The organism is Pseudonocardia nigra (assembly GCF_019396355.1).
Classification (GTDB): domain Bacteria; phylum Actinomycetota; class Actinomycetes; order Mycobacteriales; family Pseudonocardiaceae; genus Pseudonocardia; species Pseudonocardia nigra.
Window position 1 is genome coordinate 1 of the sequence record NZ_JAHKRK010000038.1, and the last position, 23,914, is coordinate 23,914.

The 23,914-nt window shown below is 70.6% G+C and carries 22 protein-coding genes and 3 pseudogenes; 16 read left to right on the top strand and 9 right to left on the bottom strand.

Annotated features, from left to right (window positions below):
* Together KME75_RS46710 and KME75_RS12375 are read left to right on the top strand one after the other, a co-directional pair.
* Nucleotides 1–219: an HNH endonuclease gene (locus tag KME75_RS46710; RefSeq protein WP_372452588.1), complete on the top strand. Its 219-nt coding sequence runs from the start codon at nucleotides 1–3 to the stop codon at nucleotides 217–219.
* Between the two features lie 523 nt (nucleotides 220–742).
* On the top strand, nucleotides 743–1,699 hold the full coding sequence (locus KME75_RS12375; RefSeq protein ID WP_308282723.1) for a sigma-70 family RNA polymerase sigma factor: 957 nt from the start codon (nucleotides 743–745) through the stop codon (nucleotides 1,697–1,699).
* A gap of 204 nt (nucleotides 1,700–1,903) precedes the next feature.
* Here KME75_RS12375 and KME75_RS12380 read toward each other — a convergent pair whose 3' ends face one another.
* Genes KME75_RS12380 through KME75_RS12395 form a run of 4 tightly spaced genes read right to left on the bottom strand, consistent with a single transcriptional unit; the run spans nucleotide 1,904 to nucleotide 3,471 of the window.
* Nucleotides 1,904–2,197 (bottom strand): hypothetical protein, encoded by a 294-nt coding sequence (locus KME75_RS12380; protein ID WP_219414761.1) that lies wholly within the window; start codon nucleotides 2,195–2,197, stop codon nucleotides 1,904–1,906.
* A complete protein-coding gene (locus tag KME75_RS12385) occupies nucleotides 2,170–2,745 on the bottom strand; it encodes a hypothetical protein (protein WP_219414762.1) in 576 nt (191 codons plus the stop codon). The genes KME75_RS12380 and KME75_RS12385 overlap by 28 nt, the downstream gene beginning before the upstream one ends.
* The gene (locus tag KME75_RS12390; RefSeq protein WP_219414763.1) at nucleotides 2,742–3,188 is read right to left on the bottom strand and encodes a DUF421 domain-containing protein; all 447 of its coding nucleotides are present in this window, start codon (nucleotides 3,186–3,188) and stop codon (nucleotides 2,742–2,744) included. Before KME75_RS12390 ends, KME75_RS12385 begins: the two co-directional genes overlap by 4 nt.
* A 16-nt stretch (nucleotides 3,189–3,204) precedes the next feature.
* Nucleotides 3,205–3,471: a hypothetical protein gene (locus KME75_RS12395; RefSeq protein WP_219414764.1), complete on the bottom strand. Its 267-nt coding sequence runs from the start codon at nucleotides 3,469–3,471 to the stop codon at nucleotides 3,205–3,207.
* 449 nt (nucleotides 3,472–3,920) lie between these two features.
* On the opposite strand from KME75_RS12395, the gene KME75_RS12400 reads away from it, so the two are divergent.
* Together KME75_RS12400 and KME75_RS12405 are read left to right on the top strand one after the other, a co-directional pair.
* Entirely contained in the window at nucleotides 3,921–4,406 is a 486-nt protein-coding gene (locus KME75_RS12400; RefSeq protein ID WP_219414765.1) for a DUF1440 domain-containing protein, read from the top strand.
* 56 nt (nucleotides 4,407–4,462) lie between these two features.
* The gene (locus KME75_RS12405; protein ID WP_219414766.1) at nucleotides 4,463–7,330 is read left to right on the top strand and encodes an aconitate hydratase; all 2,868 of its coding nucleotides are present in this window, start codon (nucleotides 4,463–4,465) and stop codon (nucleotides 7,328–7,330) included.
* A 35-nt stretch (nucleotides 7,331–7,365) separates the two neighbouring features.
* Here the strand turns inward: KME75_RS12405 and KME75_RS12410 are convergent, their stop codons facing one another.
* Nucleotides 7,366–7,923, bottom strand: a complete 558-nt coding sequence (locus tag KME75_RS12410; protein ID WP_219414767.1) for a DUF4142 domain-containing protein — start codon at nucleotides 7,921–7,923, stop codon at nucleotides 7,366–7,368.
* Nucleotides 7,924–8,702: 779 nt separating this feature from the next.
* On the opposite strand from KME75_RS12410, the gene KME75_RS12415 reads away from it, so the two are divergent.
* The 3 genes from KME75_RS12415 to KME75_RS12425 all read left to right on the top strand — a co-directional run bounded on the left by KME75_RS12415 (nucleotide 8,703) and on the right by KME75_RS12425 (nucleotide 10,645).
* Nucleotides 8,703–9,383 carry an ATP-binding protein gene (locus KME75_RS12415; RefSeq protein ID WP_219414768.1) on the top strand — a complete coding sequence of 227 codons (681 nt, stop codon included), beginning with the start codon at nucleotides 8,703–8,705 and terminating at the stop codon, nucleotides 9,381–9,383.
* Between the two features lie 46 nt (nucleotides 9,384–9,429).
* Nucleotides 9,430–9,936, top strand: coding sequence for an anti-sigma factor antagonist (locus KME75_RS12420; RefSeq protein ID WP_219414769.1), 507 nt, complete (start codon nucleotides 9,430–9,432; stop codon nucleotides 9,934–9,936).
* 319 nt (nucleotides 9,937–10,255) lie between these two features.
* Nucleotides 10,256–10,645, top strand: coding sequence for an STAS domain-containing protein (locus tag KME75_RS12425; RefSeq protein ID WP_219414770.1), 390 nt, complete (start codon nucleotides 10,256–10,258; stop codon nucleotides 10,643–10,645).
* A gap of 34 nt (nucleotides 10,646–10,679) precedes the next feature.
* Here KME75_RS12425 and KME75_RS12430 read toward each other — a convergent pair whose 3' ends face one another.
* Nucleotides 10,680–11,828: a site-2 protease family protein gene (locus tag KME75_RS12430; RefSeq protein WP_219414771.1), complete on the bottom strand. Its 1,149-nt coding sequence runs from the start codon at nucleotides 11,826–11,828 to the stop codon at nucleotides 10,680–10,682.
* A gap of 192 nt (nucleotides 11,829–12,020) precedes the next feature.
* Between KME75_RS12430 and fdh the strand changes: the two are divergent.
* The 4 genes and pseudogenes from fdh (at nucleotide 12,021) to KME75_RS12460 (ending at nucleotide 17,954) form a co-directional block, all read left to right on the top strand.
* Nucleotides 12,021–15,290, top strand: a pseudogene (fdh, locus tag KME75_RS12440) (formate dehydrogenase).
* Between the two features lie 182 nt (nucleotides 15,291–15,472).
* Nucleotides 15,473–16,299 (top strand): annotated as a pseudogene (locus tag KME75_RS12450) (4Fe-4S dicluster domain-containing protein).
* On the top strand, nucleotides 16,299–17,393 hold the full coding sequence (gene nrfD, locus KME75_RS12455; protein WP_219414773.1) for an NrfD/PsrC family molybdoenzyme membrane anchor subunit: 1,095 nt from the start codon (nucleotides 16,299–16,301) through the stop codon (nucleotides 17,391–17,393). Before KME75_RS12450 ends, nrfD begins: the two are co-directional and overlap by 1 nt.
* Before the next feature lie 60 nt (nucleotides 17,394–17,453).
* Entirely contained in the window at nucleotides 17,454–17,954 is a 501-nt protein-coding gene (locus KME75_RS12460) for a Dps family protein (protein ID WP_219414774.1), read from the top strand.
* A 379-nt stretch (nucleotides 17,955–18,333) separates the two neighbouring features.
* Here the strand turns inward: KME75_RS12460 and KME75_RS12465 are convergent, their stop codons facing one another.
* Nucleotides 18,334–19,092 (bottom strand): hypothetical protein, encoded by a 759-nt coding sequence (locus KME75_RS12465; RefSeq protein WP_219414775.1) that lies wholly within the window; start codon nucleotides 19,090–19,092, stop codon nucleotides 18,334–18,336.
* 168 nt (nucleotides 19,093–19,260) lie between these two features.
* Here KME75_RS12465 and KME75_RS12470 point away from each other — a divergent pair, with 168 nt between their 5' ends.
* Nucleotides 19,261–19,701 (top strand): SRPBCC family protein, encoded by a 441-nt coding sequence (locus tag KME75_RS12470; protein WP_372452589.1) that lies wholly within the window; start codon nucleotides 19,261–19,263, stop codon nucleotides 19,699–19,701.
* 17 nt (nucleotides 19,702–19,718) lie between these two features.
* Here the strand turns inward: KME75_RS12470 and KME75_RS12475 are convergent, their stop codons facing one another.
* The gene (locus KME75_RS12475; protein WP_308282724.1) at nucleotides 19,719–20,405 is read right to left on the bottom strand and encodes an SDR family NAD(P)-dependent oxidoreductase; all 687 of its coding nucleotides are present in this window, start codon (nucleotides 20,403–20,405) and stop codon (nucleotides 19,719–19,721) included.
* Between the two features lie 72 nt (nucleotides 20,406–20,477).
* On the opposite strand from KME75_RS12475, the gene KME75_RS12480 reads away from it, so the two are divergent.
* Nucleotides 20,478–21,044: a transposase family protein gene (locus KME75_RS12480; protein WP_308282727.1), complete on the top strand. Its 567-nt coding sequence runs from the start codon at nucleotides 20,478–20,480 to the stop codon at nucleotides 21,042–21,044.
* A 17-nt stretch (nucleotides 21,045–21,061) separates the two neighbouring features.
* Here KME75_RS12480 and KME75_RS12485 read toward each other — a convergent pair.
* A pseudogene (locus KME75_RS12485) lies at nucleotides 21,062–21,985 on the bottom strand (cytochrome b N-terminal domain-containing protein); the annotation flags it as partial.
* Between the two features lie 92 nt (nucleotides 21,986–22,077).
* Between KME75_RS12485 and KME75_RS12490 the strand changes: the two are divergent.
* From KME75_RS12490 to KME75_RS12500, 3 genes are read left to right on the top strand one after another with little or no spacing between them, the layout of a single operon-like run.
* The gene (locus tag KME75_RS12490; protein WP_219414779.1) at nucleotides 22,078–22,779 is read left to right on the top strand and encodes a nucleotidyltransferase domain-containing protein; all 702 of its coding nucleotides are present in this window, start codon (nucleotides 22,078–22,080) and stop codon (nucleotides 22,777–22,779) included.
* Nucleotides 22,731–23,237 (top strand): hypothetical protein, encoded by a 507-nt coding sequence (locus KME75_RS12495; protein ID WP_219414780.1) that lies wholly within the window; start codon nucleotides 22,731–22,733, stop codon nucleotides 23,235–23,237. The genes KME75_RS12490 and KME75_RS12495 overlap by 49 nt, the downstream gene beginning before the upstream one ends.
* A complete protein-coding gene (locus KME75_RS12500) occupies nucleotides 23,209–23,610 on the top strand; it encodes a type II CBASS E2 protein (RefSeq protein ID WP_219414781.1) in 402 nt (133 codons plus the stop codon). Before KME75_RS12495 ends, KME75_RS12500 begins: the two co-directional genes overlap by 29 nt.
* Nucleotides 23,611–23,914: the final 304 nt, after the last annotated feature.

Sequence of the window (23,914 nt, forward strand, 5' to 3'; positions counted from 1 at the left end):
ATCAAGAGGCTCCGGGCGGGCAAGTGCGAGCTTTGCCAACGCACGGACAACATCGAGGTCCACCACGTCCGCGCGCTCGCCGACCTCGCCCGACCCGGCCAGCCGCAGCCCGGATGGTCCCAGCTCATGACCAGACGCCGACGCAAGACCCTCGTGGTCTGCGGCGACTGCCACGACCTGATCCATCCCAGGCAACCAGCCCCACCGCTCACGCCGTAATCACTGGAGAGCCGGATGACAGGGAAACCGTCACGTCCGGTTCGGCGGGAGGCCGCGCGGAAAAGGACCCGCTCCTGCGGGCACCTCGCCGCGCGGCCGACCCCACCCGCACCGTCCGCGAGCAGTTCCTCGTCGAGATCACCGGGGAGCCCACCGGCGGCGAGTCCCCCGGGCAGCGGGGCCGGCACCATGTCGCTGACCTGGACGGGCTGAACCGGCTGTTCACCGCCTGGGTCGAGCAGGTCTATCACCGCCGTGTTCACTCCGAGACCGACGCCCCACCCCTGGCCCGCTGGCAGGCCAGCGGCCCGTTCCCGCTGCCCACGCCGGACGCGCTGGCCGAGGCGTTCTGCTGGGAAGCGACCCGCACCGTCTCCAAGACCGCAGCGCCGCGGCCGGCAACGGGCGACCACTCTCGCCATCGTGGAGCGAGTCGAGCGGGAGTTGCGGTGACACCGCAGTGTTGGCGGGTACCCGGTGACGACCAAGGATTCACACCTCGGAGCCTGGGGGCCAGCCAGTGGTGCGCGCCGAGCTTGTCGCAGAAGACGCCAACGCCCAGAGCCCGGCGGCCGACCTGGTCCGCGTCTACCTCAACCGCATCGGCAAGACCGCACTGCTCACCGCGGAGCAGGAGGTCGAACTGGCCAAGCGGATCGAGGCCGGCGTGTTCGCCCAGCACGTGCTCGACGACGCCGCCCCCGGCGACCTCGACAAGCAGTACGCCGCCGGCCTGCGCGCGATCGTCCGCGACGGCCAGCAGGCCCGCAACCACCTGCTCGAGGCCAACCTGCGCCTCGTCGTCTCCCTGGCCAAGCGCTACACCGGCCGCGGCATGCCACTGCTCGACCTCATCCAGGAGGGCAACCTCGGCCTGATCCATGCGGTGGAGAAGTTCGACTACACCAAGGGCTTCAAGTTCTCCACCTACGCCACCTGGTGGATCCGCCAGGCCATCACCCGCGGCATGGCCGACCAAGCCCGCACCATCCGCCTGCCCGTCCACCTCGTCGAACAGCTCAACAAGCTCGCCCGCACCAAGCGGGCGCTACACCAGAAACTCGGGCGCGACGCCACCCACAAGGAGCTCGCCGCGGAGTCGGGCATCGACGAGGAGAAGATCGCCGACCTGCTCGACCACGCCCGCGACCCGGTGAGCCTCGACATGCCGGTCGGATCCGAGGAGGACGCGCCGCTCGGCGACTTCATCGAGGACGGCGAGGCCACCGACGCCGAGACCACGGTGATCTCCCACCTGCTGCACGACGACCTGCTCCGCGTGCTCGCCACCCTCGAAGAACGCGAGCAGCAGATCGTCCGAATGCGCTACGGCCTCGACGACGACCAGCCCCACACCCTCGACCAAATCGGCCGCCGCTTCGGATTCTCACGGGAGCGGATCCGCCAGATCGAACGCGAGATCATCACCAAGCTACGCACCGGCGAGCGCGCCGACCGACTGCGCGCCTACGCCAGCTGACCGCCCAACGGGCAGTGCGGCAAGGGGTTTCATTGCTCGCCGGTCACGTCTGCCCACGTCCATCCGTCGTCCTCGACGAGCGCGCGCAGTGCCCCGCGGCGCGGCGCGAGGTGAGCAACCGCCGCCCGAAACTCGCGGTTGCTGGTGACGGGGATACCGGCCGCACGCAGCCGGGACAGCTCCGCCGGCGGGGGAACGGGCGTGTCATGCCCATAGGATGGGGACCGCTCCAGATCGAGGAAGCGGTCGATCGCAGCCCGCGTTTGCGTCACCGTGAGCGCGCGGGCCGTGCCCGGGCACGACCGCACACTCCATGACGGTCAATGCCTCGTCGAGGATGGCCAGGCACAGGGCCAGCGCGTTGACGCGGGCGGCGGAGTGGAAGTGTCTCAGCGCGGGATAGGCCAGGTGCTGCTGGGCGATCTGGGCGATCGACTGATTGAGCTCCCGCAGGTCGTCGTCGATCTGGCTCAGGTCCCGCCCGTCCCACGCCGCCAAGACCACGTCGAGCGGAGTCTGCCCCAACCGTGGATCCGGGCCGCGGTGGCGTGGCGCTGGATGGCCGCCGCGACCAGCGCGACGAGGTAACCGAGCCCCAATGTGATCAGGATGAGGCCGGATGCGGCAGCAACCACGGACATGGCCTGCCAGAGCGCGCTGCCCGGCTGAAACTCTCCGTTGCCGAGCGTCACCAGGGAGTAGCCGGCGAAGTAGGCTTGCACCCAGTCATCGGCATCCCGGCCGTCCGGGGTGACGACCGAGCCGGCGGGCTGGAACTCCAGGGCCCAGGCAAACCACAGCAGCCCCAGCCAGCTCGGCGTTGTCACCGCGGCGAACATCGGCCCCACCCAGACCAGTGCAGGCCGATGCGTCCGCAACCGGCGGGCGAGCGGCGCCAGCAGTCGTTCCCACCCCCGGGTCAGAGGGTCGCTGCCCATGCTGGGGCCGAACACAGTCGTGACGACGTCCCACATGACCACGGCGAGCAGCAGGACGCCGGCCGCCACCGCCAGCCAGCTACTCACGATCACCCGCGGGGTGATCATCCCTTCTTCGGGATGATGCTGATACTGCCCGAGCGCTCCAGGATGGCGTAGTCGATCTCGTCCGCACGCCGCACGCCCTGGCTGGAACGGGCCTGCTGGAGCACCTCGTCCATGGCGATGTGGTGCTGGCGCAGCCGATCCTCCAACGCGCGCCCGCGCTCGATCAGGACCACCGGGGTGCCGTCGAGGACCCGGCCCACCCGGGGGAAGCGCCAGCCCAGGTAGTCGGCGAACCGGTCCAGCCCGACCAGCGTGATGATCACAAGGACTCCCATCGTGACGGAGAAGTCCTCGCCGAGCAGCGCCTGCTGGGTGGCCTCGGAGACGATCAGCAGCAGGACCAGGTCGAAGGTGGTCACCTGGGACATGGTGCGCTTGCCGGTGACCCGGAAGATGACCAGCAGGGCCACATAGACCAGCGCCGCCCGCAGGACCGCGTCCACGGTGCTCTCCTTCCACTCACGGGTAGACGAGCTGCCAGAACTCGACCGGCTCCCGGCCCGGTGCGCCAACGGCTCCGCGCAGCAGCCCGACCTGGTCGGGGCGGATCTGGAGCACGACGGTGATCGGATCCGGCCCGCTGACCGGGAACGCCAGGACCGCACCGTCGCCCACCCCGGTCCAGGTGTCGGGTTCGGGCTGCACCTGCTGCACGCGGACGGTGGACAGGTAGTCCGAGGAGATCCACACCTGCGCGGTGTCGGCCTGCTCCGGGTCGGGAAGCACCTGCAGCTGCAGGCTCGTGTCCCCCGATGTACCTCGCGAACCGCTCGTGTTCCAGCCGCACCAGGCCCGACGGGTCGGTGTGGGTCACCTGGCTGAGCGGACCCGGGCCGAGCAGCCCGGCGAGCGCGGCGAACACGATCAGCGCGAGCACCGCCCAACCGACCCGCTGCGCGACCATCACCCGGCGCTGGTGTCCGGACTGCTGCGCGCGTTGCTCGCCGCTCCCAAGTTCCAGATCCGACCCGCCCACTACACAGCTCCCCGTCATCCGGCCTCTTGCCCGCCCCGCGCGTGCTCCCCGGCCGCACCGTCCACTGCTACCCCCCGTCACGATCGCGAAACCCACGCCCTGGTTCGGAAGCTGCTGGGACATGTCTGCGCGGGCGCCCGGTGGGTACGCCCGGTGTGGTGCAGAAATCACGCCGGCTGCCTGCCTCGAGGAGCTAAGAATGACGGGTGATGTGACGAGGGGCGCGAGCGCCGGAGCGGTCGGCGTCTGGGCGATGGACGTCGTGACCTGGTGGATGTACCGGCGGCAGGATCCGACCGCGCTGCAGCGCGAGAAGCAGACCAGGGTCTTCGGCAAGGACACCGCGCACGCCGCGGCCCGCCGCCTCGCGCGGCTCGTCCGCAGCGACGCGGCGCAGGACGAACCCAACGCCGCGGGGATCGCCTTCCACTACGCGGTGGGCATGGTCCCAGGCGCCGCGTACGCCCGGCTGCGGCAGGCGCAGCCTTGGTTGCGGACCGGGCGTGGCGCCCTCTTCGGACTGGCGCTGACCATCCTGAACGATGAGATCGCCGGCAGGCTCCTGGGAATCATGGGCCGGCAGCGCGACTACCCCTGGCAGGCGCACCTGCGCGGCCTGGTCGGACACCTCGTGCTCGGCATGGTCACCGAAGCGACGCTCCGCGCCCTCGAGAACCGATCGTGACCCACGCAGCCGCTGCCGATCACGGATGCCAGGGGAGGACAGCCATCGTGGCCAACATGGACAGCTTCGGAGCCAAGGGAAAGATCGAGGTGGGTGGCGCGGAGCACGAGGTCTACCGGCTGTCCGCGGTCGAGGGCGCGCAGCGACTGCCGTTCAGCCTCAAGGTGCTGCTGGAGAACCTGCTGCGCACCGAGGACGGCTCAGATGTCACCGCCGACCACATCCGCGCCCTCGTGAACTGGGACCCGACGGCCGAGCCGGACACCGAGATCCAGTTCACGCCCGCGCGCGTGGTCATGCAGGACTTCACCGGCGTGCCGTGCGTGGTCGACCTCGCCACGATGCGCGAGGCCGTCACCGAGCTCGGCGGCGACCCGACGAAGGTCAACCCGCTCGCACCGGCCGAACTCGTGATCGACCACTCGGTGATCACCGACGTCTTCGGCCGGCCGGACGCCTTCGAGCGCAACGTCGAGCTGGAGTACCAGCGCAACAAGGAGCGCTACCAGTTCCTGCGCTGGGGCCAGGGCGCGTTCGACCAGTTCAAGGTCGTCCCGCCGAACACCGGCATCGTGCACCAGGTCAACCTCGAGTACCTGGCACGGGTCGTGGTGAGCCGGGGCGGGCAGGCCTACCCCGACACCCTCGTCGGCACCGACTCGCACACCACCATGGTCAATGGGCTGGGCGTGTTGGGCTGGGGCGTCGGCGGTATCGAGGCCGAGGCGGCCATGCTCGGGCAACCCGTCTCGATGCTCATCCCGAAGGTCGTCGGATTCAAGCTGACCGGGCAGATCCCACCGGGGTCCACGGCCACCGACGTGGTGCTGACGATCACCGAGATGCTGCGCCGCCACGGCGTCGTCGGGAAGTTCGTCGAGTTCTACGGCGAAGGCGTCGGCGCGGTGCCGCTGGCCAACCGGGCCACGATCGGCAACATGAGCCCCGAGTTCGGCTCCACCGCGGCGATCTTCCCGATCGACGAGGAGACGATCCGATACCTGACGTTCACCGGCCGCCCGGACGCCCAGGTCGAGCTCGTCGAGGCCTACGCCAAGGAGCAGGGCCTCTGGCACGACCCGTCCCGCGAAGCGGCCTACTCCGAGACCCTCGAGCTGGACCTGTCCTCGGTGGTGCCGTCGATCGCCGGGCCGAAGCGCCCCCAGGACCGCATCGCCGTCGCGCAGGCCAAGCAGGCGTTCCGCTCCGCGCTGCCCGAGTACGTGGAGAGCGGCCAGACCGGGGGCGAGGACCGCAGGCCGGGGGTCCCGACCCAGGAGCAGCCGTTCGGCGTGCGGTCCGCCGTCGACGAGGCGAGCTCCGAGAGCTTCCCAGCCAGCGACCCGCCCGCTGTTGGCGTGGCCGGGAACGACGACGGCGTGCCGCACGAGCCGGTCTCGGCCGCTGCCGGCACGGAGGGTCGGCCGAGCCACCCCACCCGGGTCCGGTTGGTGGACGGGCGCGAGTTCGAGCTCGACCACGGCGCCGTGGTGATCTCCTCGATCGCCTCGTGCACGAACACCTCGAACCCGTCGGTGATGCTCGGCGCCGCGCTGCTGGCCAAGAACGCCGTCGACAAGGGCCTCGCGGTCAAGCCGTGGGTGAAGACGTCCATGGCTCCCGGCTCGAAGGTCGTCACCGACTACTACGAGAAGGCCGGCCTCTGGCCGTACCTGGAGAAGCTCGGCTACCACCTGGTCGGCTACGGCTGCACCACCTGCATCGGCAACTCCGGCCCGCTCGCCGAGGAGATCTCGGCCGCGGTCAACGAGGCCGACCTTGCGGTCGTGTCCGTGCTGTCGGGCAACCGCAACTTCGAGGGCCGGATCAACCCCGACGTCAAGATGAACTATCTGGCCTCGCCGCCGCTGGTCATCGCCTACGGTCTGGCGGGCACCATGGACTTCGACTTCGAGACCCAGCCCCTCGGCACGGACCCGGAGGGCAACGACGTCTACCTGCGCGACATCTGGCCCTCGCCGCAGGAGGTGCAGGCCACGATCGACAACGCGATCAACCAGGAGATGTTCACCAAGGACTACGCCGACGTCTTCGCGGGCGACGAGCGGTGGCGCTCGCTGCCCACCCCCGAGGGCGACACCTTCGCGTGGGACCCCGACTCCACCTACGTCCGCAAGCCCCCGTACTTGGAGGGCATACAGCAGGAGCCCGAGCCGGTGCAGGACATCTCCGGCGCCCGGGTGCTCGCGCTGCTCGGCGACTCGGTCACCACCGACCACATCTCCCCGGCAGGCTCCATCAAGGAGGACTCGCCGGCCGGGCAGTACCTGTGCGAGCACGGCGTCCAGAAGCGGGACTTCAACTCCTACGGCTCCCGCCGCGGCAACCACGAGGTGATGATCCGCGGCACGTTCGCCAACATCCGGCTACGCAACCTGCTCCTCGGCGAAGAAAACGAAGGACGGGGCGTCTCCGGCGGCTACACCCGCGACTTCACCCAAGAGGGCGGGCCGCAGGCGTTCATCTACGACGCCGCGCAGAACTACGCCAAGCAGGGCACCCCCCTGGTCGTCCTCGGCGGCAAGGAGTACGGCTCCGGCTCGTCGCGTGACTGGGCGGCCAAGGGCACCGCGCTACTCGGGGTGAAGGCCGTGATCGTGGAGAGCTACGAGCGCATCCACCGCTCCAACCTCATCGGCATGGGCGTGCTGCCGCTGCAGTTCCCGCAGGGCGAGTCGGCGGCGTCGCTGGGCCTCGACGGCACCGAGACCTTCGACATCAGCGGCGTCACCGCGCTGAACGACGGCTCCACCCCGCGCACCGTGCACGTCACGGCCACCAAGGAGTCGGGCGAGACGGTCGAGTTCGACGCGACCGTCCGCATCGACACCCCCGGCGAGGCGGACTACTACCGCAACGGCGGGATCATGCAGTACGTGCTGCGCGGCATGCTGCGGGACTGATACGTCCTCACCCTCGGTGTAGTCCTTCTCTCGTCTCAATCCTTCTCGTCGTGGTCGTCCTCGACGTCACGCAGCCGCGCCAGATGGTGCTTGATCACCCGCGCCGACTCCTCGGCGAGGCGGATGACGTCGTCGTTCCCCCCGTGCTTGATCTCCTTCTCGCCGAGCGCGACCGCCTCCTCGTGCATCTCGATCTGCGCGTCGACCCAGGCGTCGTCGAATTCGGCTCCCGCGAGGTCCTCGAGCTTCTCGGCGATCGCCTTCTGCTCCCGGTTCGGCTGCGAGGGCAGGTCCACGCCGAGGTCGTCGGCTGCCTCCACGAGCTCGTCGTCGAGCTTGGAGTGATCCTTGACGAACAGCCGGCCGAGCTCGCGGACCTCGTCGCTCTCGCCCTTCTCCTGGGCCAGCTTCCCCGTCTGGATCTCGGCGAGGTTCGACTGGTGGGCCTGTCGGAGGAACTTCCGGTCCTGCTCGGACACCCCGTTGTCGTCGACGCGCGCGGGCGTGCCGGCCTGCGCGATCGCGACCGGACCCACGAGCACCATGACCACTGCGGTGAGCAGGACGCTCGCGGTCCGGATGATCGATTTCATGCGTCCGTTTCCTCCGTGTGGAGTGGGAGTGGGCTTTTCGAGTTCCCGACCGACAGGCACGCAAACGGATGTTCGAGCTGCGGGTCCGACCCCAGCCCTTTCACAACCAGAGCACCGAAGCGTTCGGCGGTAGGGAATAGGCCGGTTGGAGGCGCATCGATGTCCCGGGGAGTAAGACGACCTCGCCCCGGCACAGAAGCACTGGATCCGCCTGGCGTGCCAGTACGGGCGCCGCCCGCCGCCGGCACATCCGCCCCGGCCGCACCTGGGGTGCCCGCCGCAGGGCAGCTCGGCCGCGACCGAGCAGCACCCCGAGCGCGATCATGCCGATGGGCAGCGCAGGGTGCAGCCAGCTCCGGCCGTGTCGAGCGGCACGAAGCCGACCGCATTGTCCACGTCGAGGCCAGCCCACAAATGCAGGGCCGGCGACCATGCGAACCCAATCGCCGTTTGGGTGTGCGTCGCACGTCTCGGGGTATCCGCTGGGTATGGCGAAGCACACAATCCTGCGAGCGCTCATTGCGGCAGTCGCCAGCGCCGCGCTCGTGCTGACCGGAGCCGGATCCTGCGGTCCGGGTGGGGCCGGCGGTGGGACCAGCGAGCAAAGCGGTGACCCCGACGGGACACCCGGCTGACAGCCGCGGCACAGGGGCGTGAGAGGTCTGGGGCGTCGGAGAAGCGCCGTAGTGCACGACGTCAGAACGGCCGTGACGACACATCCCGATCGTCTGGCTGGCAGCATCGCGTTCGAGGCGCCGGTTCCGCAAACCGGCGACGCCGTGCTGGTCGAGCTCCGCGGACTGCTGTCGCGCACCACTCGCGCGGCCGTTCGCGACCGGCTGGCCGCGCTGCTGCATGTGCATGCCTGCGTGTTGTTGGACGTCAACGACCTGCAGATCCAGCGCGCCAGCACGCTGCGGGTAGTGACAGCCGCGATGGACCAGGCCGGCGGTTGGCCCGACGCCCGGCTCGTCCTGCTCACCACCGACCCGCTCATGCGCGAGGCCCTGCAGACCTCGGGCGTGACCCGGCACCTGTGGGTGGCCCAGAGCAAGGACCTCGCCCGAGCGCGGTGCCCGATGCGCCCGCCGCACGTGCGCGCACGGTGGACGGTGCCGCCCGCGATCGACGCCCCGGCACGGCTACGCCCGCGCGTCCGGCAACGATGCCTGCGCTGGGGCCTGGCCGAGGATGCGGTCCAGGACGCGGTACTCGTGGTGAACGAGCTGGTCAGCAACGCCGTCGACCACGCCCGCACCAGCTTGCGGCTACAGGTCCACTACGACGGCAGGCTGCTGCGGATCAAGGTCACCGACCACTCCCTCGACCCTCCGCGGCTCATGCCCCACGACATGTACGCGACCCGAGGTCGCGGCCTGCAGCTCGTAGACGCGCTCGCCCAGCGGTGGGGCTGGACCACGCACAACCGCGGCAAGACCGTGTGGGCAACGTTGTCATGACCTCGCACGCCGGCCGACCGTCGTGGGAGGCACCCGTCCCCGCCTGTTGACCACCACTTTCGACGTCGCGGTCAGCGACATCGCGCCCGCCGAGGCTCCCGCGCTCCTGGCGGGAATTCCGCAGGCGAAACGACGCCTGCTCTCGTCCAGAGTACGGTCAGCTGACATGGCTGACGGTCCCGAGGAGGAACTCAGGTCACCGACAATGCAGCTCGCGGTGACGCAGGCCGGTCCGGCGGTCGTGGTATCGGTAGCCGGAGAGATCGACATGCTCACCGCGCCGGCCCTGGCCGACGCCCTGAACACCGCGTTCGACGACACCCAGCCGGGCGCACCGGTGGTCCTGGACCTGAGCCGCGTGAGCTTTCTCGACTCGCATGGGCTGACAGTGCTGGTCCAGGCAGCCTCCGCTCCTACCGCAAGCACCGCCGGCCGGTTGCGGGTGGTCGTCGGCGATGCACGTGCGGCGATCCGTCCGTTGCAGATCACCGGGCTGGACAAGCTGCTGCCGCTGCACCGCACGGTCGACGACGCGCTCGCGGACGCCTGGTGATCGATCCGCCGGCGTCCCCCGCTCATCGGCTGCGGTGCTGATCGCCATGACGGGTCCTCCGGTCGTTCGGCCAACGGTTCGAGTCCGCCCCGGGGTCACGACATCGACGGGCCTGTCCCCCACATCGACGACGACCGCACCGAAGTACACCTGCCCACTCAGGCTCTTCCATTGCGTTTCGGCGCCGCCGGACTTGGAAACCTGCAGGGGCGTGTGGTTCGTGCTCACGGACCCCCGTAGTAGCGCCGCGCGACGGGCCGACCACGGGTCCGCTCCCCGCCGTCGACGCCGTGCCGACGGGCAGGCGGGAAGGGAGCACATGCCGGAGCCCCAGGAACGGGCGATCGACTCGACAGAGCTCGGTCCCGGCCTTGTCATCGCCCTCCGCCGTCCTGACCCCGGGGTCCGGATCCTGCGCGTCACTGGCGAGCTGCACGAGACTAACGCAGTTCAGCTGCGCCTTGCGGTGCTGGAGCAGCTGGTGCTGTTACCCCGGTTGCTCGTACTTGACCTCACCCGCGTGTCCGCCCTGACGCCCCTCGCCGTCGAAGGCCTCGTTCAGGCCGCGCAGGACGCCCGAAGGGCGGCCATCGCCTTGCGCATCGTCCCGCCGCTCGGACCGCTCCCCGAGGCGCTCCACGCGAAGCGACACGTGTTCGACCTGCGCGCCGGCTTGGAGGAGGCGGTACAGCAGTTTCCCCACATCTGACGCATCCCCGAGTCCCGCCGCGATCCCCGATCCCCTACTGCGACGCGCGTTGCGAGTGCTGACCGGGCACGCTCATCCACCGGAGGACACGGCTCACGTCGGAGGGGGACACGATGCCGACCAGCCTGCCCTCGGAGATCACCAGCGCCCGCCCCTCCGCACACTCGCTCAGCCGCGGGAGCAGCTCGGCGGCCCGATCCTCCGGACGGGCCTGCGCCACCTGGTCCATCGGGCAGGCGATGTCGCGCAGGCGGGTGCTCGCCCGCTCCTGCGGCGGGACCCGCCGGATCTGGGTGAACGTGACCAACCCGGCCGGGACCTGCCCGTCCTCGGTCAGCGGGAACGTCGAGTGCCGGTGCCGGATGAGGTCGCTGCCCAGCAGCTCCTCCACCGTCATCGACGCGGGCGCGGTCATCGGGTCGGGGGTCATCAGCTCGCGAACGGCCATCCCGCCGAGCTGCTCGCGAACGGTGGCCTGCCGGCTCTCCGCGGTGGCCGCCGCGACCAGGAACCACCCGATGAGCGCGAGCCACAGCCCGCCGAAACCGGCGCGGGTGACGAACGTGAACAGGCCCAGCGCCACCAGGATCCAGCCGAACACCTGCCCGGCCCGCCCGGCCCAGACCGTCGCCGCGAGCCGGTCACCGGTGCGCCACCAGATCACCGAGCGCAACAGCCGCCCGCCGTCGAGCGGGGCCGCCGGGACCACGTTGAACACCGCGAGCGCGATGTTGATCCCGCCCAGCCAGGCCAGGCCTTCGAGGACGAGTCCTTCGTATCCGCTCGCGCCGAGCAGCCAGGCGAGGAGGAGGAAGACCCCGCCCAGCAGCAGGCTCACCAGCGGGCCGACCCCCGCGATCCGCAGCTCCGCCCCCGGGTCACGGGCCTCCCCGGACAACCGGGCCACCCCACCGAACAGCCACAGCGTGATGTCGTCCGCCCGCAGTCCGTTACGCCGGGCGACGATTGCGTGCGAGATCTCGTGGGCCAGCAGCGAGGCGAAGAAGACGACCGCGGTGAGCACGCCAGCGGCCACGTAGGCGCCCGCCCTATGCTGCGGGTACGCCGCCGGGAAGCGCTGCCCCGCCAACCCCACGGCGATGATCATGAAGATCACCAGGACGCTCCAGTGGACGCCGACGCGAATGCCGGCGATCCGACCGAGATGAAAGGTCGCTCCCACGCGGACGGCATACCCGTCGGGCGCGGGTTCAGGCGGGCCAGAACGCGGCCGTGAGTGGACGCGCGCCGGGCGGGAACCAGAGTGGACGTGGTCGAACTGGTACCGCAACGGGCGATCTACTCGCCCGGTACCCCAGGCTGCCGATTCCTCGGCCACGTTTTGACGCGGTGAGGGCAGGGAAACACCCGGCCCGTGGGCGTGCGTCAGTGGATCGAAGCATGGCCGTGGTCCGGCAGGCGAGGAGCGCGGACCGGACCGCACGCGGGGACGCCGCCCGCTCGGACTGGAGTGAGCACCTGCACGCGCGGATCACGTCCGCCGACCGCGTCGTGCAGTCGATCTGCCCGTACTGCGCGGTGGGCTGCGGTCAGCGGGTGTTCGTGAAGGACGAGCAGGTCACCCAGATCGAGGGCGATCCGGACTCCCCCATCTCGCTGGGCAAGCTCTGCCCGAAGGGCGCGGCGTCCAAACAGCTGGTGACCCGGCCCGACCGGATCACGAAGGTCCGCTACCGGCGCCCCGGCGGCACGGAGTGGGAGGACCTGGACCTCGACACGGCGATGCACATGATCGCCGACCGGATCCTGGACACGCGCCGCCGCACCTGGCAGGACACCGACGAGAACGGCCAGCCGCTGCGCCGCACGATGGGCATCGCCCACCTCGGCGGCGCCACGCTGGACAACGAGGAGAACTACCTCATCAAGAAGCTCTACACCGCGCTCGGCGCGATCCAGGTGGAGAACCAGGTCCGCCTTTGACACAGCTCCACGGTTCCCGGTCTGGGAGCCTCCTTCGGCCGCGGCGGCGCCACGACGTTCCAGCAGGACCTCACCAAGAGCGACTGCATCGTGATCCAGGGCTCGAACTTCGCCGAGTGCCATCCCGTCGGCTTCCAGTTCGTCATGGACGCGAAGCTGCGCGGCGCGAAGGTGATCCACGTCGACCCCCGGTTCACCCGCACGAGCGCCCTGGCCGACCTGCACGTCCCGATCCGGGCCGGCACCGACATCGCGCTGCTCGGCGGTCTGATCCACCACGTGCTGTCGCAGGGGAAGGAGTTCCGCGAGTACGTCGTGGCGTACACGAACGGGGCGGCGATCATCAGCGAGGACTAGCGCGACACCGAAGACCTCGGCGGGCTGTTCAGCGGGTGGGACCCGGAGAAGGGCACCTACGACATCGCCACCTGGCAGTACGAGGGCGCCGAACAGTCTCCCGCCGCCGCCGGACGACGCAGCGCGCCACCACGACCACCCGGCGACGAGGGGCAGACGCGGGAGCAACGGCGAGAGGAACAGCACGGCGGCCGGGAGCAGAGGGAGACAGCCGGAGGCGACCAGTACGGCAGCGGCGGCGCGTCGGTTGGCAGCAAACCGGCCCGCGACGAGACGCTGCAGCACCCGCGGTGCGTCTACCAGATCCTCAAGCGGCACTACGCCCGCTACACCCCGGAGTTCGTCGAGGAGGTCTGCGGCATCCCGCAGGACACCTTCCACGAGCTCGCCCGCGCGATCACCGAGAACAGCGGCCGGGACCGCACCACCAACTGGTCCTACGCCGTCGGCTGGACCCAGCACAGCGTCGGCGTGCAGTACATCCGCGCCGCGGCGATCCTGCAGACGCTGCTGGGCAACATCGGCCGCCCCGGCGGCGGCATCCTGGCGCTGCGCGGGCACGCGACGATCCAGGGCTCCACCGACATCCCGACGCTGTTCAACATCCTGCCCGGCCGGCTACCTGCCGATGCCCGCCGACGAGCGCGGCCAGTCGCTGGCCAGCTACATCGAACCGGACGCGGGCAAGGCCGGGTTCTGGGGCGACATGCCCAACTACATCGTCAGCCTGCTCAAGGCGTGGTTCGGTGACGCGGCCACGGCGGAGAACGACTACGGCTTCGACTGGCTGCCCCGGCTGACCGGCGACCACAACAACTACCGCACCGTGCTCGACATGCTCGACGGGCACGTACCCGGCTACATCGTGGCCGGGGAGAACCCGGCGGTCGGCGGGGCGAACGCACGCCTGCAGCGGCTCGCGCTGGCGCAGCTGGAGTGGCTGGTCGTGCGGGACATGTCCTGCGTGGAGACCGCGACGTTCTGGAAGAACTCCCCGGAGGTCGAGACCGGCGAGCTGCACACGGAGGACATCGCCACCGAGGTGTTCTTCCTGCCCGCGGCGTCGCACGTGGAGAAGGACGGGACGTTCACCAACACCCAGCGGTTGGTGCAGTACCGGCACAAGGCGGTGGAGCCGCCCGGCGACGCCCGCAGCGACCTGTGGTTCTTCTACCACCTCGGGCGGATCATCAAGGAGCGCCTCGCGGACTCCGACGACCCGCGCGACGCTCCGATCAGGGCGCTGACGTGGGAGTACGGTGCGCACGGGCCGAAGGCCGAGCCGCTGGCCGCCGACGTGCTGAAGGAGATCAACGGCTACGGGTCCGACGGCAGGGCGCTCAACGCCTACACCCAGCTGCGCGACGACGGCTCCACGAGCTGCGGCTGCTGGATCTACTGCGGGGTGTACGCCGACGGCGTCAACCAGGCCGCGCGCCGCAAGCCGGCGCGCGAACAGGACTGGGTGGCGACCGAGTGGGGCTGGGCGTGGCCTGCCAACCGCCGCCAGCTCTACAACCGCGCCTCGGCCGATCCGCAGGGCCGGCCGTGGAGCGAGCGCAAGGCGCTCATCTGGTGGGACGGCGAGCGCTGGACCGGCCACGACACACCGGACTTCCCGCCGGACAAGGCCCCCGACTACGTCCCGCCGCCCGACGCGAAGGCGGGCGCCGCGCTGGCCGGCAACGACCCGTTCATCATGCAGACCGACGGCAAGGCCTGGCTGTTCGCACCGGCCGGGCTGGTGGACGGGCCGCTGCCGACCCACTACGAGCCGGTGGAGTCGCCGCACCGCAACCCGCTCTACCCGGAGCACCCGGCCAACCCGTCGGCGAAGCTGTACGACAGCCCGGACAATCCACACCACCCCGCCGGTTCGGACCTGTTCCCGTTCGTGCTCACCACCTACCGGCTCACCGAGCACCACACCGGCGGCGGGATGACCCGGCACGTGCCCTACCTCGCCGAGCTGCAGCCGAAGGCGTTCTGCGAGGTCTCCCCCGAGCTGGCCCGCGAGCGCGGCCTCACCGACAACGGGTGGGCGACGGTCGTCACGGCGCGCAGCGCCATCGAGCTGAAGGTGCTCGTGACCGAGCGGATGAAGCCGCTGCGCGTCGAGGGCCGCGAGACCCACCAGGTCGGCGTGCCCTGGCACTTCGGCCACAACGGCCTCGCCACCGGCGACACCGCCAACGACCTGCTGTCGATCAGCCTCGACCCCAACGTCCACATCCAGGAGTCCAAGGTGCTCACCTGCGACATCCGTCCCGGACGGCGCCCGCACGGCCCGGAACTGCGCGCGCTCGTCGAGGACTACCGGCGCCGGGCGGGGATCGCGCCATGACCGAGCGCCGGACATCGCGGTTCGACGTCGTCGGCGGGGACGAGCCCGGCAGCCCGGACGTCCGGGCGGAGCATGCCGAGGCCGGGTCGGCGACCGACCCGACGGCAGGCTTCGCGAGCAACGTCGGGACGCCCTACACGACGCCGTTCACCGGGCAGACCGAGCGGGCCACCTACCTGGGCATGCCCGGGGAAGCGCCGCCGCGGCTCGGGTTCTTCACCGACACCTCCGTGTGCATCGGCTGAAGGCCTGCGAGGTGGCGTGCAAGGAGTGGAACCTCGTACCCGCCGACGCCGGACCCAGCGGAAGCGGGTCCACCGACCTCGCCGACCTCGATCTCCTCGGCATGTCCTACGACAACTCCGGAGCACTGGGCGCGAACACCTGGCGGCACGTCGCGTTCGTCGAGTCCCGCAGCCGGACCGACGGGCCGCAGCGGCGCGACGTCCGGTGGCTCATGTCCTCCGGCGTCTGCAAGCACTGCACCCATGCCGCGTGCCTGGACGTGTGCCCGACCGGCTCGCTGTTCCGGACCGAGTTCGAGACCGTCGTCGTGCAGCCCGACATCTGCAACGGCTGCGGCTACTGCGTGACCGCCTGCCCATACGGCGTGCTCGGCATCCGGCCCGACGACGGCCGCGCGTTCAAGTGCACCCTCTGCTACGACCGCACTAAAGACGGGCTGACGCCGGCCTGTGCCCAGGCCTGCCCCACGGAGTCGATCCAGTTCGGGCCGCTCGACGAGCTCCGGGAGCGAGCCGACCGCCGGTTGGCGCAACTGCACGCGCACGGCGTCCCCGAAGCCCGGCTCTACGGCCGCGACCCCGACGACGGCGTCGGCGGCGACGGCGCGTTCCTCCTGCTGCTCGACGAGCCCGAGGTCTACGGCCTGCCACCCGACCCCGTCGTCACGACCCGGGACCTGCCGCGGATGTGGAAACGGGCCGCGGCGGCCGCCGCCGGTCTCGCACTGGCCATCGCCGGGGCATTCGTCGAGGGCTGGCGCTGATGTCGGACGACGGCCGGCGGACCTTCGACACGAACCGCGACGGCCACCGCAGCGCGGCGGGCGCGGTGGAGCACCGACCGCGCCGAGGCCGCAAGCGCGAGCGCGGCTCGATGGTGCCCGCGGCCGAGTTCACCTCCTACTACGGCCGGCCGATCATCAAGACGCCGACCTGGAAGAGCCCGGACGTGCCGGTCTACCTGTGGGTGGGCGGCATGGCCGGTGCCTCGTCGGTGCTGTTCGCGCTCGCTGGGGAGACGGATCGCCCGGCCCTGCGCCGCGGCGGGCGACTGGTGGCGGCCGGCGGCGCCGCCCTCGGCACGGTCGCACTCATCCACGACCTGGGCCGGCCCGCGCGGTTCCTGCACATGCTCCGGGTGATCAAGCCGACGTCCCCGCTGTCGATCGGGTCCTGGATCCTGAGCCCGTTCGCCGCGCTCGCCTCGACCGCCGCGGCCTCCGAACTGACCGGGATCGCCCCGCGGCTCGGCCGGCTTGCGGGCTGGGGCGCCGCACTGCTCGGCCCGCCGCTGGCCGGCTACACCGCGGTGCTGGTGACCAACACGGCCGTCCCCGCATGGCACGAGGCGAGCGACGAGATGCCGGTGCTGTTCGCGGGCAGCGCGGCCGCGGCAGGCGGCGGCGCCGGACTGGTGATCTCCGGCGTCACCGGCAGCCTTCGTGAGAACACCCCGGCCGCGCGGCTGGGCGCGCTCGGGGCCGCGGTGGAGCTGCTCGCCGGCCGGCAGCTGGAACGTGCCCTCGACACACTGCCCGGAGGGATCGCCGACGCCTACCGCAGCGGCCCGGCCGGGCGCTGGAACCGCGTCGCGCACGCGCTCACCGCCATCGGCGGCGCAGGCGCCCTCCTGGCCCGCCGCAGCCGGGCCGGAGCGATCGCGTCGGGCCTGGCCCTGGCCGCCGGCTCGCTGGCCACCCGGTTCGCGGTGTTCGAGGCCGGGCGGCAATCCGCGGCCGAGCCGCAGCACACGGTCGCCCCGCAACGCGCCCGCCTCGCCGAGCGCCGGGAGCACGCGAGCGCCGAGGGATCGTGGCTCGCGGGCGATGACGCCACGTCCCCAGTCCCCCGAACCTGATGGGCGTCGGCACCACTCGACTTCACTACAAGCAGAGAAGGCAACATCTCGAGGAGAGTCATGGCTGATCCCATTCCCAGCACCCTCGACGAACAGGCCCGCGACACCACGGGCGCCGCCCTCCAGGCGACCCTGGTCGATCTCGTCGACCTGTCCCTCGTGGCGAAACAGGCGCACTGGAACCTCGTCGGACGCCAGTTCCACGACGTGCACCTGCACCTCGACGAGCTGGTCAACCTGGCCCGCACCTACACCGACGAGATCGCCGAACGCGCCGCCGCGATCGGCGTCCCACCCGACGGCCGGGCCCCCACGGTCTCGTCGAACAGCGGCATCCCCTCCTTCCAGGAGGGGTGGGTCAAAGACCGCGACGTCATCAAGCAGATCTTCGAGTCCGTCGACATCGCAGCGCGCCGGGTCCGCACCCACATCGACGAGACCGCCGAGACCGACCTCGTGACCCAGGACCTCATGATCGAGCTCGCCGGCAAGCTCGAAGAGGCCCGCTGGATGTGGCAGGCGCAGAACATCGGCTACGAGACCGACAAGCCGGCCGGCTGAGCCCCGTATCCGAGCCGGCAAAGGAAGGAGCGCGAGATCGTGAGGAGATCTCCTGATCGACCTCCTGAACCGCACGACGATCCCGCTGCCGCCTACACCCCCGTCGCCGACGTCCTCGGGGAACCGAACGTCGAGGGAGACGACGACGCCCCAGCCGGTCCAGGCGGTTCGGCCTTCGCCTCCCCCGGGCAGCCGGCCGGGGGCGGCGGGCCGGACCCCACCGCCGGGGAGACCGAGCCCCCGAACTGAACGTGGGACGTCACGACCCGATGCCTCGGCCAGGGGCAGCGCCGGCCCTCACCAGTGCGCGCCGCGACGAGCGAAGGCGAGTGCGGGTGCCCCGGCCGATCCTGCTCGACGCGCCCACGACAGCATCGCCCTACCGTTTCTCCGTCGACACCTGTCGATGTGCTTCGGCACCACGATCACGGGCATTCCGTGCGCCCGGCACGCCGGTGACGACCTGATGCAGGTCGTCGATGAGTTCGAGCATCACGTGGATGTCCCGCGGCATCTGCCGCAGGTCGCGGGACGCAGGCAGCTCGCCGCTCTCGAGCGCGGTGACGAGTCGTCGGGACTGATCCGCCAATGCGGAGAGCGCGCGGGTGCGCTCTGCGGTGAGCAGCACGGGGAGTCGGTCGAGCAGTGCCTGCACGGCTTCCACCCGATCCGGCGTGAGGATGTCGTCGAGACGGTCGAGCAGACGGGCAGCCGCCTCCATCCGCTCGGGCGTGAGCAGCGGCTCCGCGCGGTCGAGCAGGGTGTTGAGCGACTCGACCCGCTGATCCGTCAGGAGACCGTGGAACCGGTCGAGCAGGTCGGCGGCGGCCAGGGATCGTCTCGATGTCAGCAGGGCATCGGCACGGTCGATGAGCCCCGAGAGGGTGCCCGCTCGCCCCTCTCGGGAGACAAAGCCCAGCGAGCCGACGAGCTTTTCCATCTCGTGGAGGAGGACCCCGACGCGGGGCGCGTCTCGTTCGGCGGCGTCGAGCAAGGAGATGATCCGAGTGACGACGTGTTCGATCTGCGGCACCAATGTGGTCGTCGTGGCCACCGTCGAGCCGAGGACCTGGATCGCCCCTGTCAGGGTGCGGACGGGCCGCAGAAGGTCACCCGGTCCGGGGAGTGGCAGGCGCATCGCTCGACCTCCGAAGATGCCTGACAAGCGAGTACCCGGGCCGCTACCGGGCGAACGCCGTATGCCAGAGGGTTGCTATCGGCCCGTCCCCACGCGCTGTTCCCGCCGCTGCTCCGTGTGCGTGCGGTAGGGGCGGTTAGCCAGGCGCCGGCGGGCTACTCCGCGCCTGTGATTGAGGTACGCCGCACCAGCACGGCACCTCCGGATGCGGTCTGGAACGTCTTGGCCGACGGGTGGTACTACCCGGTCTGGGTGGTCGGCGCGGCCCGGATGCGCGCGGTGAGCGCGGACTGGCCGGCCGTGGGGGCCGAGCTGCACCACTCCGTCGGCGGCTGGCCGTTCCTGCTCGACGACATCAGGCGGGCGACCAAGTCCGTTCCCGGCCGTGAGCTCGTGCTGCGCGGCCGCGGCTGGCCTGCCAGCGAGGTCGAGGTGCAGGTCGTGCTGGAGCCCACCGCGGACGGGGGACGCGAGATCGTCATGCGGGAGGACGCCGTCGCCGGTCCGGCGCGCCTGACCCCGTACCCGCTGCGCGCCCCGCTGATCTTCCAGCGCAACACCGAGAGCGTCCGCCGCCTCGCCTACCTGGCCGAGCGCCCGGCCCCGTAGACAGACTCCACTCGGGGTCATGGCCGGTCGCGGCGGGCCGTGGGAGCCCGCTCCACGGCGGTGGTCCGGCCGAGCCGTGCCAGCCGGCCCGCGACCGACCTGATTCCGAAGTCGGCGACGTGAGCGACCGGCGGGACGCCCAACAGCCGGGCCGGCCCGAGCGCGCGGGGCACCGCGACGGTGCGCCCGCGGCCGGAACGCAGCTCGCGGACGGCACGGCGGGCTACCCGTTCGGGTCCCACACCGACCCCGGGCCGCAGACCTGGCTCGCCCTCGCGTGGGCGCAGCCGCAGCGCGCGCGCGTGGAACTCGGTGGCGACGGGCCCTGGGTTCACCGAGTGGATCCGGATCCCCTGCGGGCCGACCTCCCGGCGCAGCCCCTCGACGAACCCGTCGACCGCCCGCTTGCTCGCCGCGTAGACGGTCAGCGGCGGGAGAGACACCCACGCCGCGGCCGAGGACACCATCAGCACGTCGCCGTCGTGCCGCTGCAGCATCCCGGGCAGCACCAGCCGGGTGAGGTCGATCAGCGCCGTCAGATTCGTCGCCACGACCCTCTCCACGTCCTCGGCCGTCATGTCCACCACCGCGCCGAGATAGCCGACCCCGGCGTTGTTGACGAGGACGTCGATCCGCCCGAAGCAGTCCGTCGCCTCCAGCACCAGCGCCGCGCGCTCCTCGCGGCGACGCACGTCGCAACGCACGGTGACGAGCCCCGGTGGGCGAGCCCACGACGACGACGGGGTAGGGCCCGCGCCGGTACTGGCCGGCGATCCATTCCGCGACGTCGTCGGCGTCGATCCGCCGGGCCTGGTCCAGCGGGATCGCGGACGACGACCGCGCTCACCCTCGACGGCACCCTGCTCCGGATCGACCGGGTCAGCATGGCGTCGGGCCGCGACCGGGCGTTCTACTCCGGCAAGCACAAATGCCATGGCGTGAACGTGCAGGTCATCGCCGACCCGGCCGGTCGGCCAGTGTGGATCTCACCCGCCCTGCCCGGGGCTCGACACGACATGGGCGCTGCACGCGAGCACGGGATCATCGACGCGTTCGCCGCAGCCGGTGTCCGGGCGGTCGCCGACACCGCCTACCAGGGCGGCGTGCCTGCCATCCGGGTCCCGCAACGGCGTCGCCACATCGACGCCGGCACCGGCCGCTACCGGCGACTCTCACGCAATCAGAAGGAGGTCAACGCCGCGCACGCCCGCCAGCGCGGCCCGGGCGAGCGCGTCAACGCCGAGCTGAAGAACTGGCGAATCCTGCGCAAGATCCGCTCCTGCCCGACCAGGGCCTCCGAGCTCGTCGCCGCAGTTCAGACCCTCATGATCGCCAGCGTCTGAGCAGGTTGGCAAAGGCTCAGTGGCTGGTGCACCTCGATGAACTCGCCGTGTGGGAGCCGCCGGATGATGCCGGTCTCGATGCCGTGCTCGAGCACGGCCCGGTCGGAGCGCTGCAGGCCGAGGCAGATCCGGTAGGTGACGTAGTAGGCGATCGGGGGCACGATCAGCAACCCGATCCGCCCCATCCAGGTGGTGGCGTTGAGCGAGATGTCGTAGAAGTACGCGATCCAGTCGTTGATGGCGCTGAGACACAGCACCAGGTAGAAGCCGAGGGCCATGGCGCCGAGCGAGGTCCGGACCGGCACGTCGCGGGGGCGCTGCAGCAGGTTGTGCGGCGCGTAGTCCCTCGTGAACCGGCGCTCGATGTACGGGTACATCGCGGCCAGCACGAACGGCAGCGGCAGGAAGAACGCCGTCGGCCAGAACGCCGCGGGGATGGTGTACGTGCCGAGGTTGATCTCCCACGCGGGGAAGATCCGCGCCATGCCCTCGCTGAACCACATGTAGAAGTCGCGTTGGGAACCCGCGGTCACCTGTGCCGGGTTGTACGGGCCGAGCGTCCAGATCGGGTTGATCACGAGCAACCCGCCCATCAGGAACAGCACGCCGACGACCACGGCGAAGAACGCGCCGCCCTTCGCCGCGAACGCCGGGAGGATCCGGACACCGACCACGTTGCGCTCGGTCCGCCCCGGCCCAGGGAACTGGGTGTGCTTCTGGTACCAGACGAGCCCGACGTGCAACGCGATCAGCGCCAGCAGGATGCCGGGCAGCAGCAGCACGTGGACGATGTAGAGCCGCGGGATGATCTCGTTGCCGGGGAACTCGCTTCCGAACAGGGCCCAGTGCGTCCAGGTGCCGATGACGGGGACCGAGAGTGTGATCGCGGAGGCGATCCGCAGCCCGATGCCGATGACCTCGTCGGGCGGGCGGCACGAGCCAGCCGGATCGCCTCCCCCGAGGTCGCGCACCGCTTCGCCGACCACCGCGCCGCTCCCTACGTCCCCCTCCACCCCCGAGAGGACAACTGACCGTGGACTCGCTCGAGAAGATGCTGTCGATGCTGCTCGACGGCGCCGTCGATACCCTCGACATCTCACCCGACCTGCAGGACATCGCCGTCGAACGCTACGAGGAGGTCGGCACCTGGCTGGCCGACCGCGGCATCGAGTGGCAGATCCACCCGCAGGGCTCGTTCCTGCTCGGCACTGTCGTGCGTCCCAGCACCCCGACCGGCGAGTACGACATCGAGCTGGTGTGCCTCCTTCCGATCCGGAAGGCGAGCACCACCCAGGCCGAGCTCAAGCAGCGCGTCGGCGACCAGGTTCATGCCTACCGGCGCTGGAAGATCGGGGCCGGTCACGACGACGGCCCCGCGACCTGCGAAGCGCGACGCCGCTGCTGGACCCTCGGCTACCCCGATCTCGGGTTCCACCTCGACGTCCTGCCGTCCATCCCCGATGAGGAGCTGCCGCCCACCGGTATCCTGCTCACCGACCGGCAGCTCCGGGCCTGGCAGCACAGCGACCCCCTCGGCTACGGCGAGTGGTTCCGCGGGCGCTCCGTCGAGCTGCAGACCAAGGTCCGGGAGGCGGCGTTCGCCAAGAACGTCAATGTCGCCGACGTCCCCACTTGGCGGGTCCGCAGCACTCTGCAGCGCGTTGTCCAGTCCTTAAGTGGCACGCCATGTTGTTCTTCGCCGACGATCCGCACGCGAAGCCGCCGTCGATCCTGATCACGACGCTGGCCGCCCGCGCCTACAGCGGCGAGGCCGACCTGTTCGCCGCCACCAGTCACGTCGTCGCGACCATGCAGGACCACGTCGAGCAGCGGAACGGCCGCTACTGGGTGGCGAATCCCGCGCATCCGGGCGAGAACTTCGCCGACAAGTGGAACGAGTACCCCGATCGACGCGCCGCCTTCATCAAGTGGCACACCGAGATCAGCACCGTGTTGCACGACCTTGCCCAACTGCGCGGCACCGGGCTCGACGTGGTCGTGTCCACCCTGGAGAAGGCCTTCCCCGGCAACGCGGTCCGGACGTCGGCCTCTCGATACGGCGAGCATCTGCGCCGCCAACGCGTTGACGGGCAGCTCCGCGTCGCCCGCACAGGTCTGATCACCACCACGACGACCGGCCCCCAGCTCAAGAACCACACCTTCCATGGCCACAACCCACGCCCGCGTGCTTAACCTCGGCCTCCAACTGGCCGCGATCCGACACGCCTTCCCCGCCGCCATCGGGCACGTCCAGCGCGGCAAGTTGATCTGCACCGTGCCGCTCCAGCCCACGGCAGCAAGCCGGACCTACACCGTGCGTCTGAGCCACCGGCACGGGAAGCGCCCGCAGGTCGAAGTCATCGGACCGCAGCTGGAACTGCACCCCGAAGCCGACCGCGTGCCGCACGTCTACCCGGGAGATCATCTCTGCCTGTACTACGGCCGCGAGTGGAACGACAGCCTCCTACTCGCCCACACGGTGCTGCCCTGGGCCTCCGAATGGCTCCTGTACTACGAGCTCTGGATCGCGACAGGCACCTGGCACGGCGGTGGAACGACACACTGACCGTCATGATCTCCGCCACCCGAGCACGACACGAATACCGCTAATTCCGATACCCGTCACGCCGCAGCTTGCTGTGGGCCGGGACGACGGCGAACGGAAGGCCGTCCACCTGCAGGTTCAGGTTCGCACAATGCCAAGTTGGGTGCACAGGTTCGAGTCCCGCCGGGGGCACAGGTTCGAGTCCCGCCGGGGGCACAGGTTCGAGTCCCGCCGGGGGCACAGGTTCGAGTCCCGCCGGGGGCACAGGTTCGAGTCCCGCCGGGGGCACAGGTTCGAGTCCCGCCGGGGGCACAGGTTCGNGTCC

Excerpts from the sequence above, each read along its gene's own strand:
- nrfD (WP_219414773.1), top strand. The coding sequence starts at position 16,299 with ATGTCGGACGACGGCCGGCGGACCTTCGACACGAACCGCGACGGCCAC.
- KME75_RS12465 (WP_219414775.1), bottom strand. The coding sequence starts at position 19,092 with ATGCGCCTGCCACTCCCCGGACCGGGTGACCTTCTGCGGCCCGTCCGC.
- KME75_RS12410 (WP_219414767.1), bottom strand. The coding sequence starts at position 7,923 with ATGAAATCGATCATCCGGACCGCGAGCGTCCTGCTCACCGCAGTGGTC.
- KME75_RS12400 (WP_219414765.1), top strand. The coding sequence starts at position 3,921 with ATGACGGGTGATGTGACGAGGGGCGCGAGCGCCGGAGCGGTCGGCGTC.
- KME75_RS12385 (WP_219414762.1), bottom strand. The coding sequence starts at position 2,745 with ATGATCACCCCGCGGGTGATCGTGAGTAGCTGGCTGGCGGTGGCGGCC.
- KME75_RS12495 (WP_219414780.1), top strand. The coding sequence starts at position 22,731 with ATGTTGTTCTTCGCCGACGATCCGCACGCGAAGCCGCCGTCGATCCTG.
- KME75_RS12425 (WP_219414770.1), top strand. The coding sequence starts at position 10,256 with ATGCCGGAGCCCCAGGAACGGGCGATCGACTCGACAGAGCTCGGTCCC.
- KME75_RS12460 (WP_219414774.1), top strand. The coding sequence starts at position 17,454 with ATGGCTGATCCCATTCCCAGCACCCTCGACGAACAGGCCCGCGACACC.
- KME75_RS12405 (WP_219414766.1), top strand. The coding sequence starts at position 4,463 with ATGGACAGCTTCGGAGCCAAGGGAAAGATCGAGGTGGGTGGCGCGGAG.
- KME75_RS12500 (WP_219414781.1), top strand. The coding sequence starts at position 23,209 with ATGGCCACAACCCACGCCCGCGTGCTTAACCTCGGCCTCCAACTGGCC.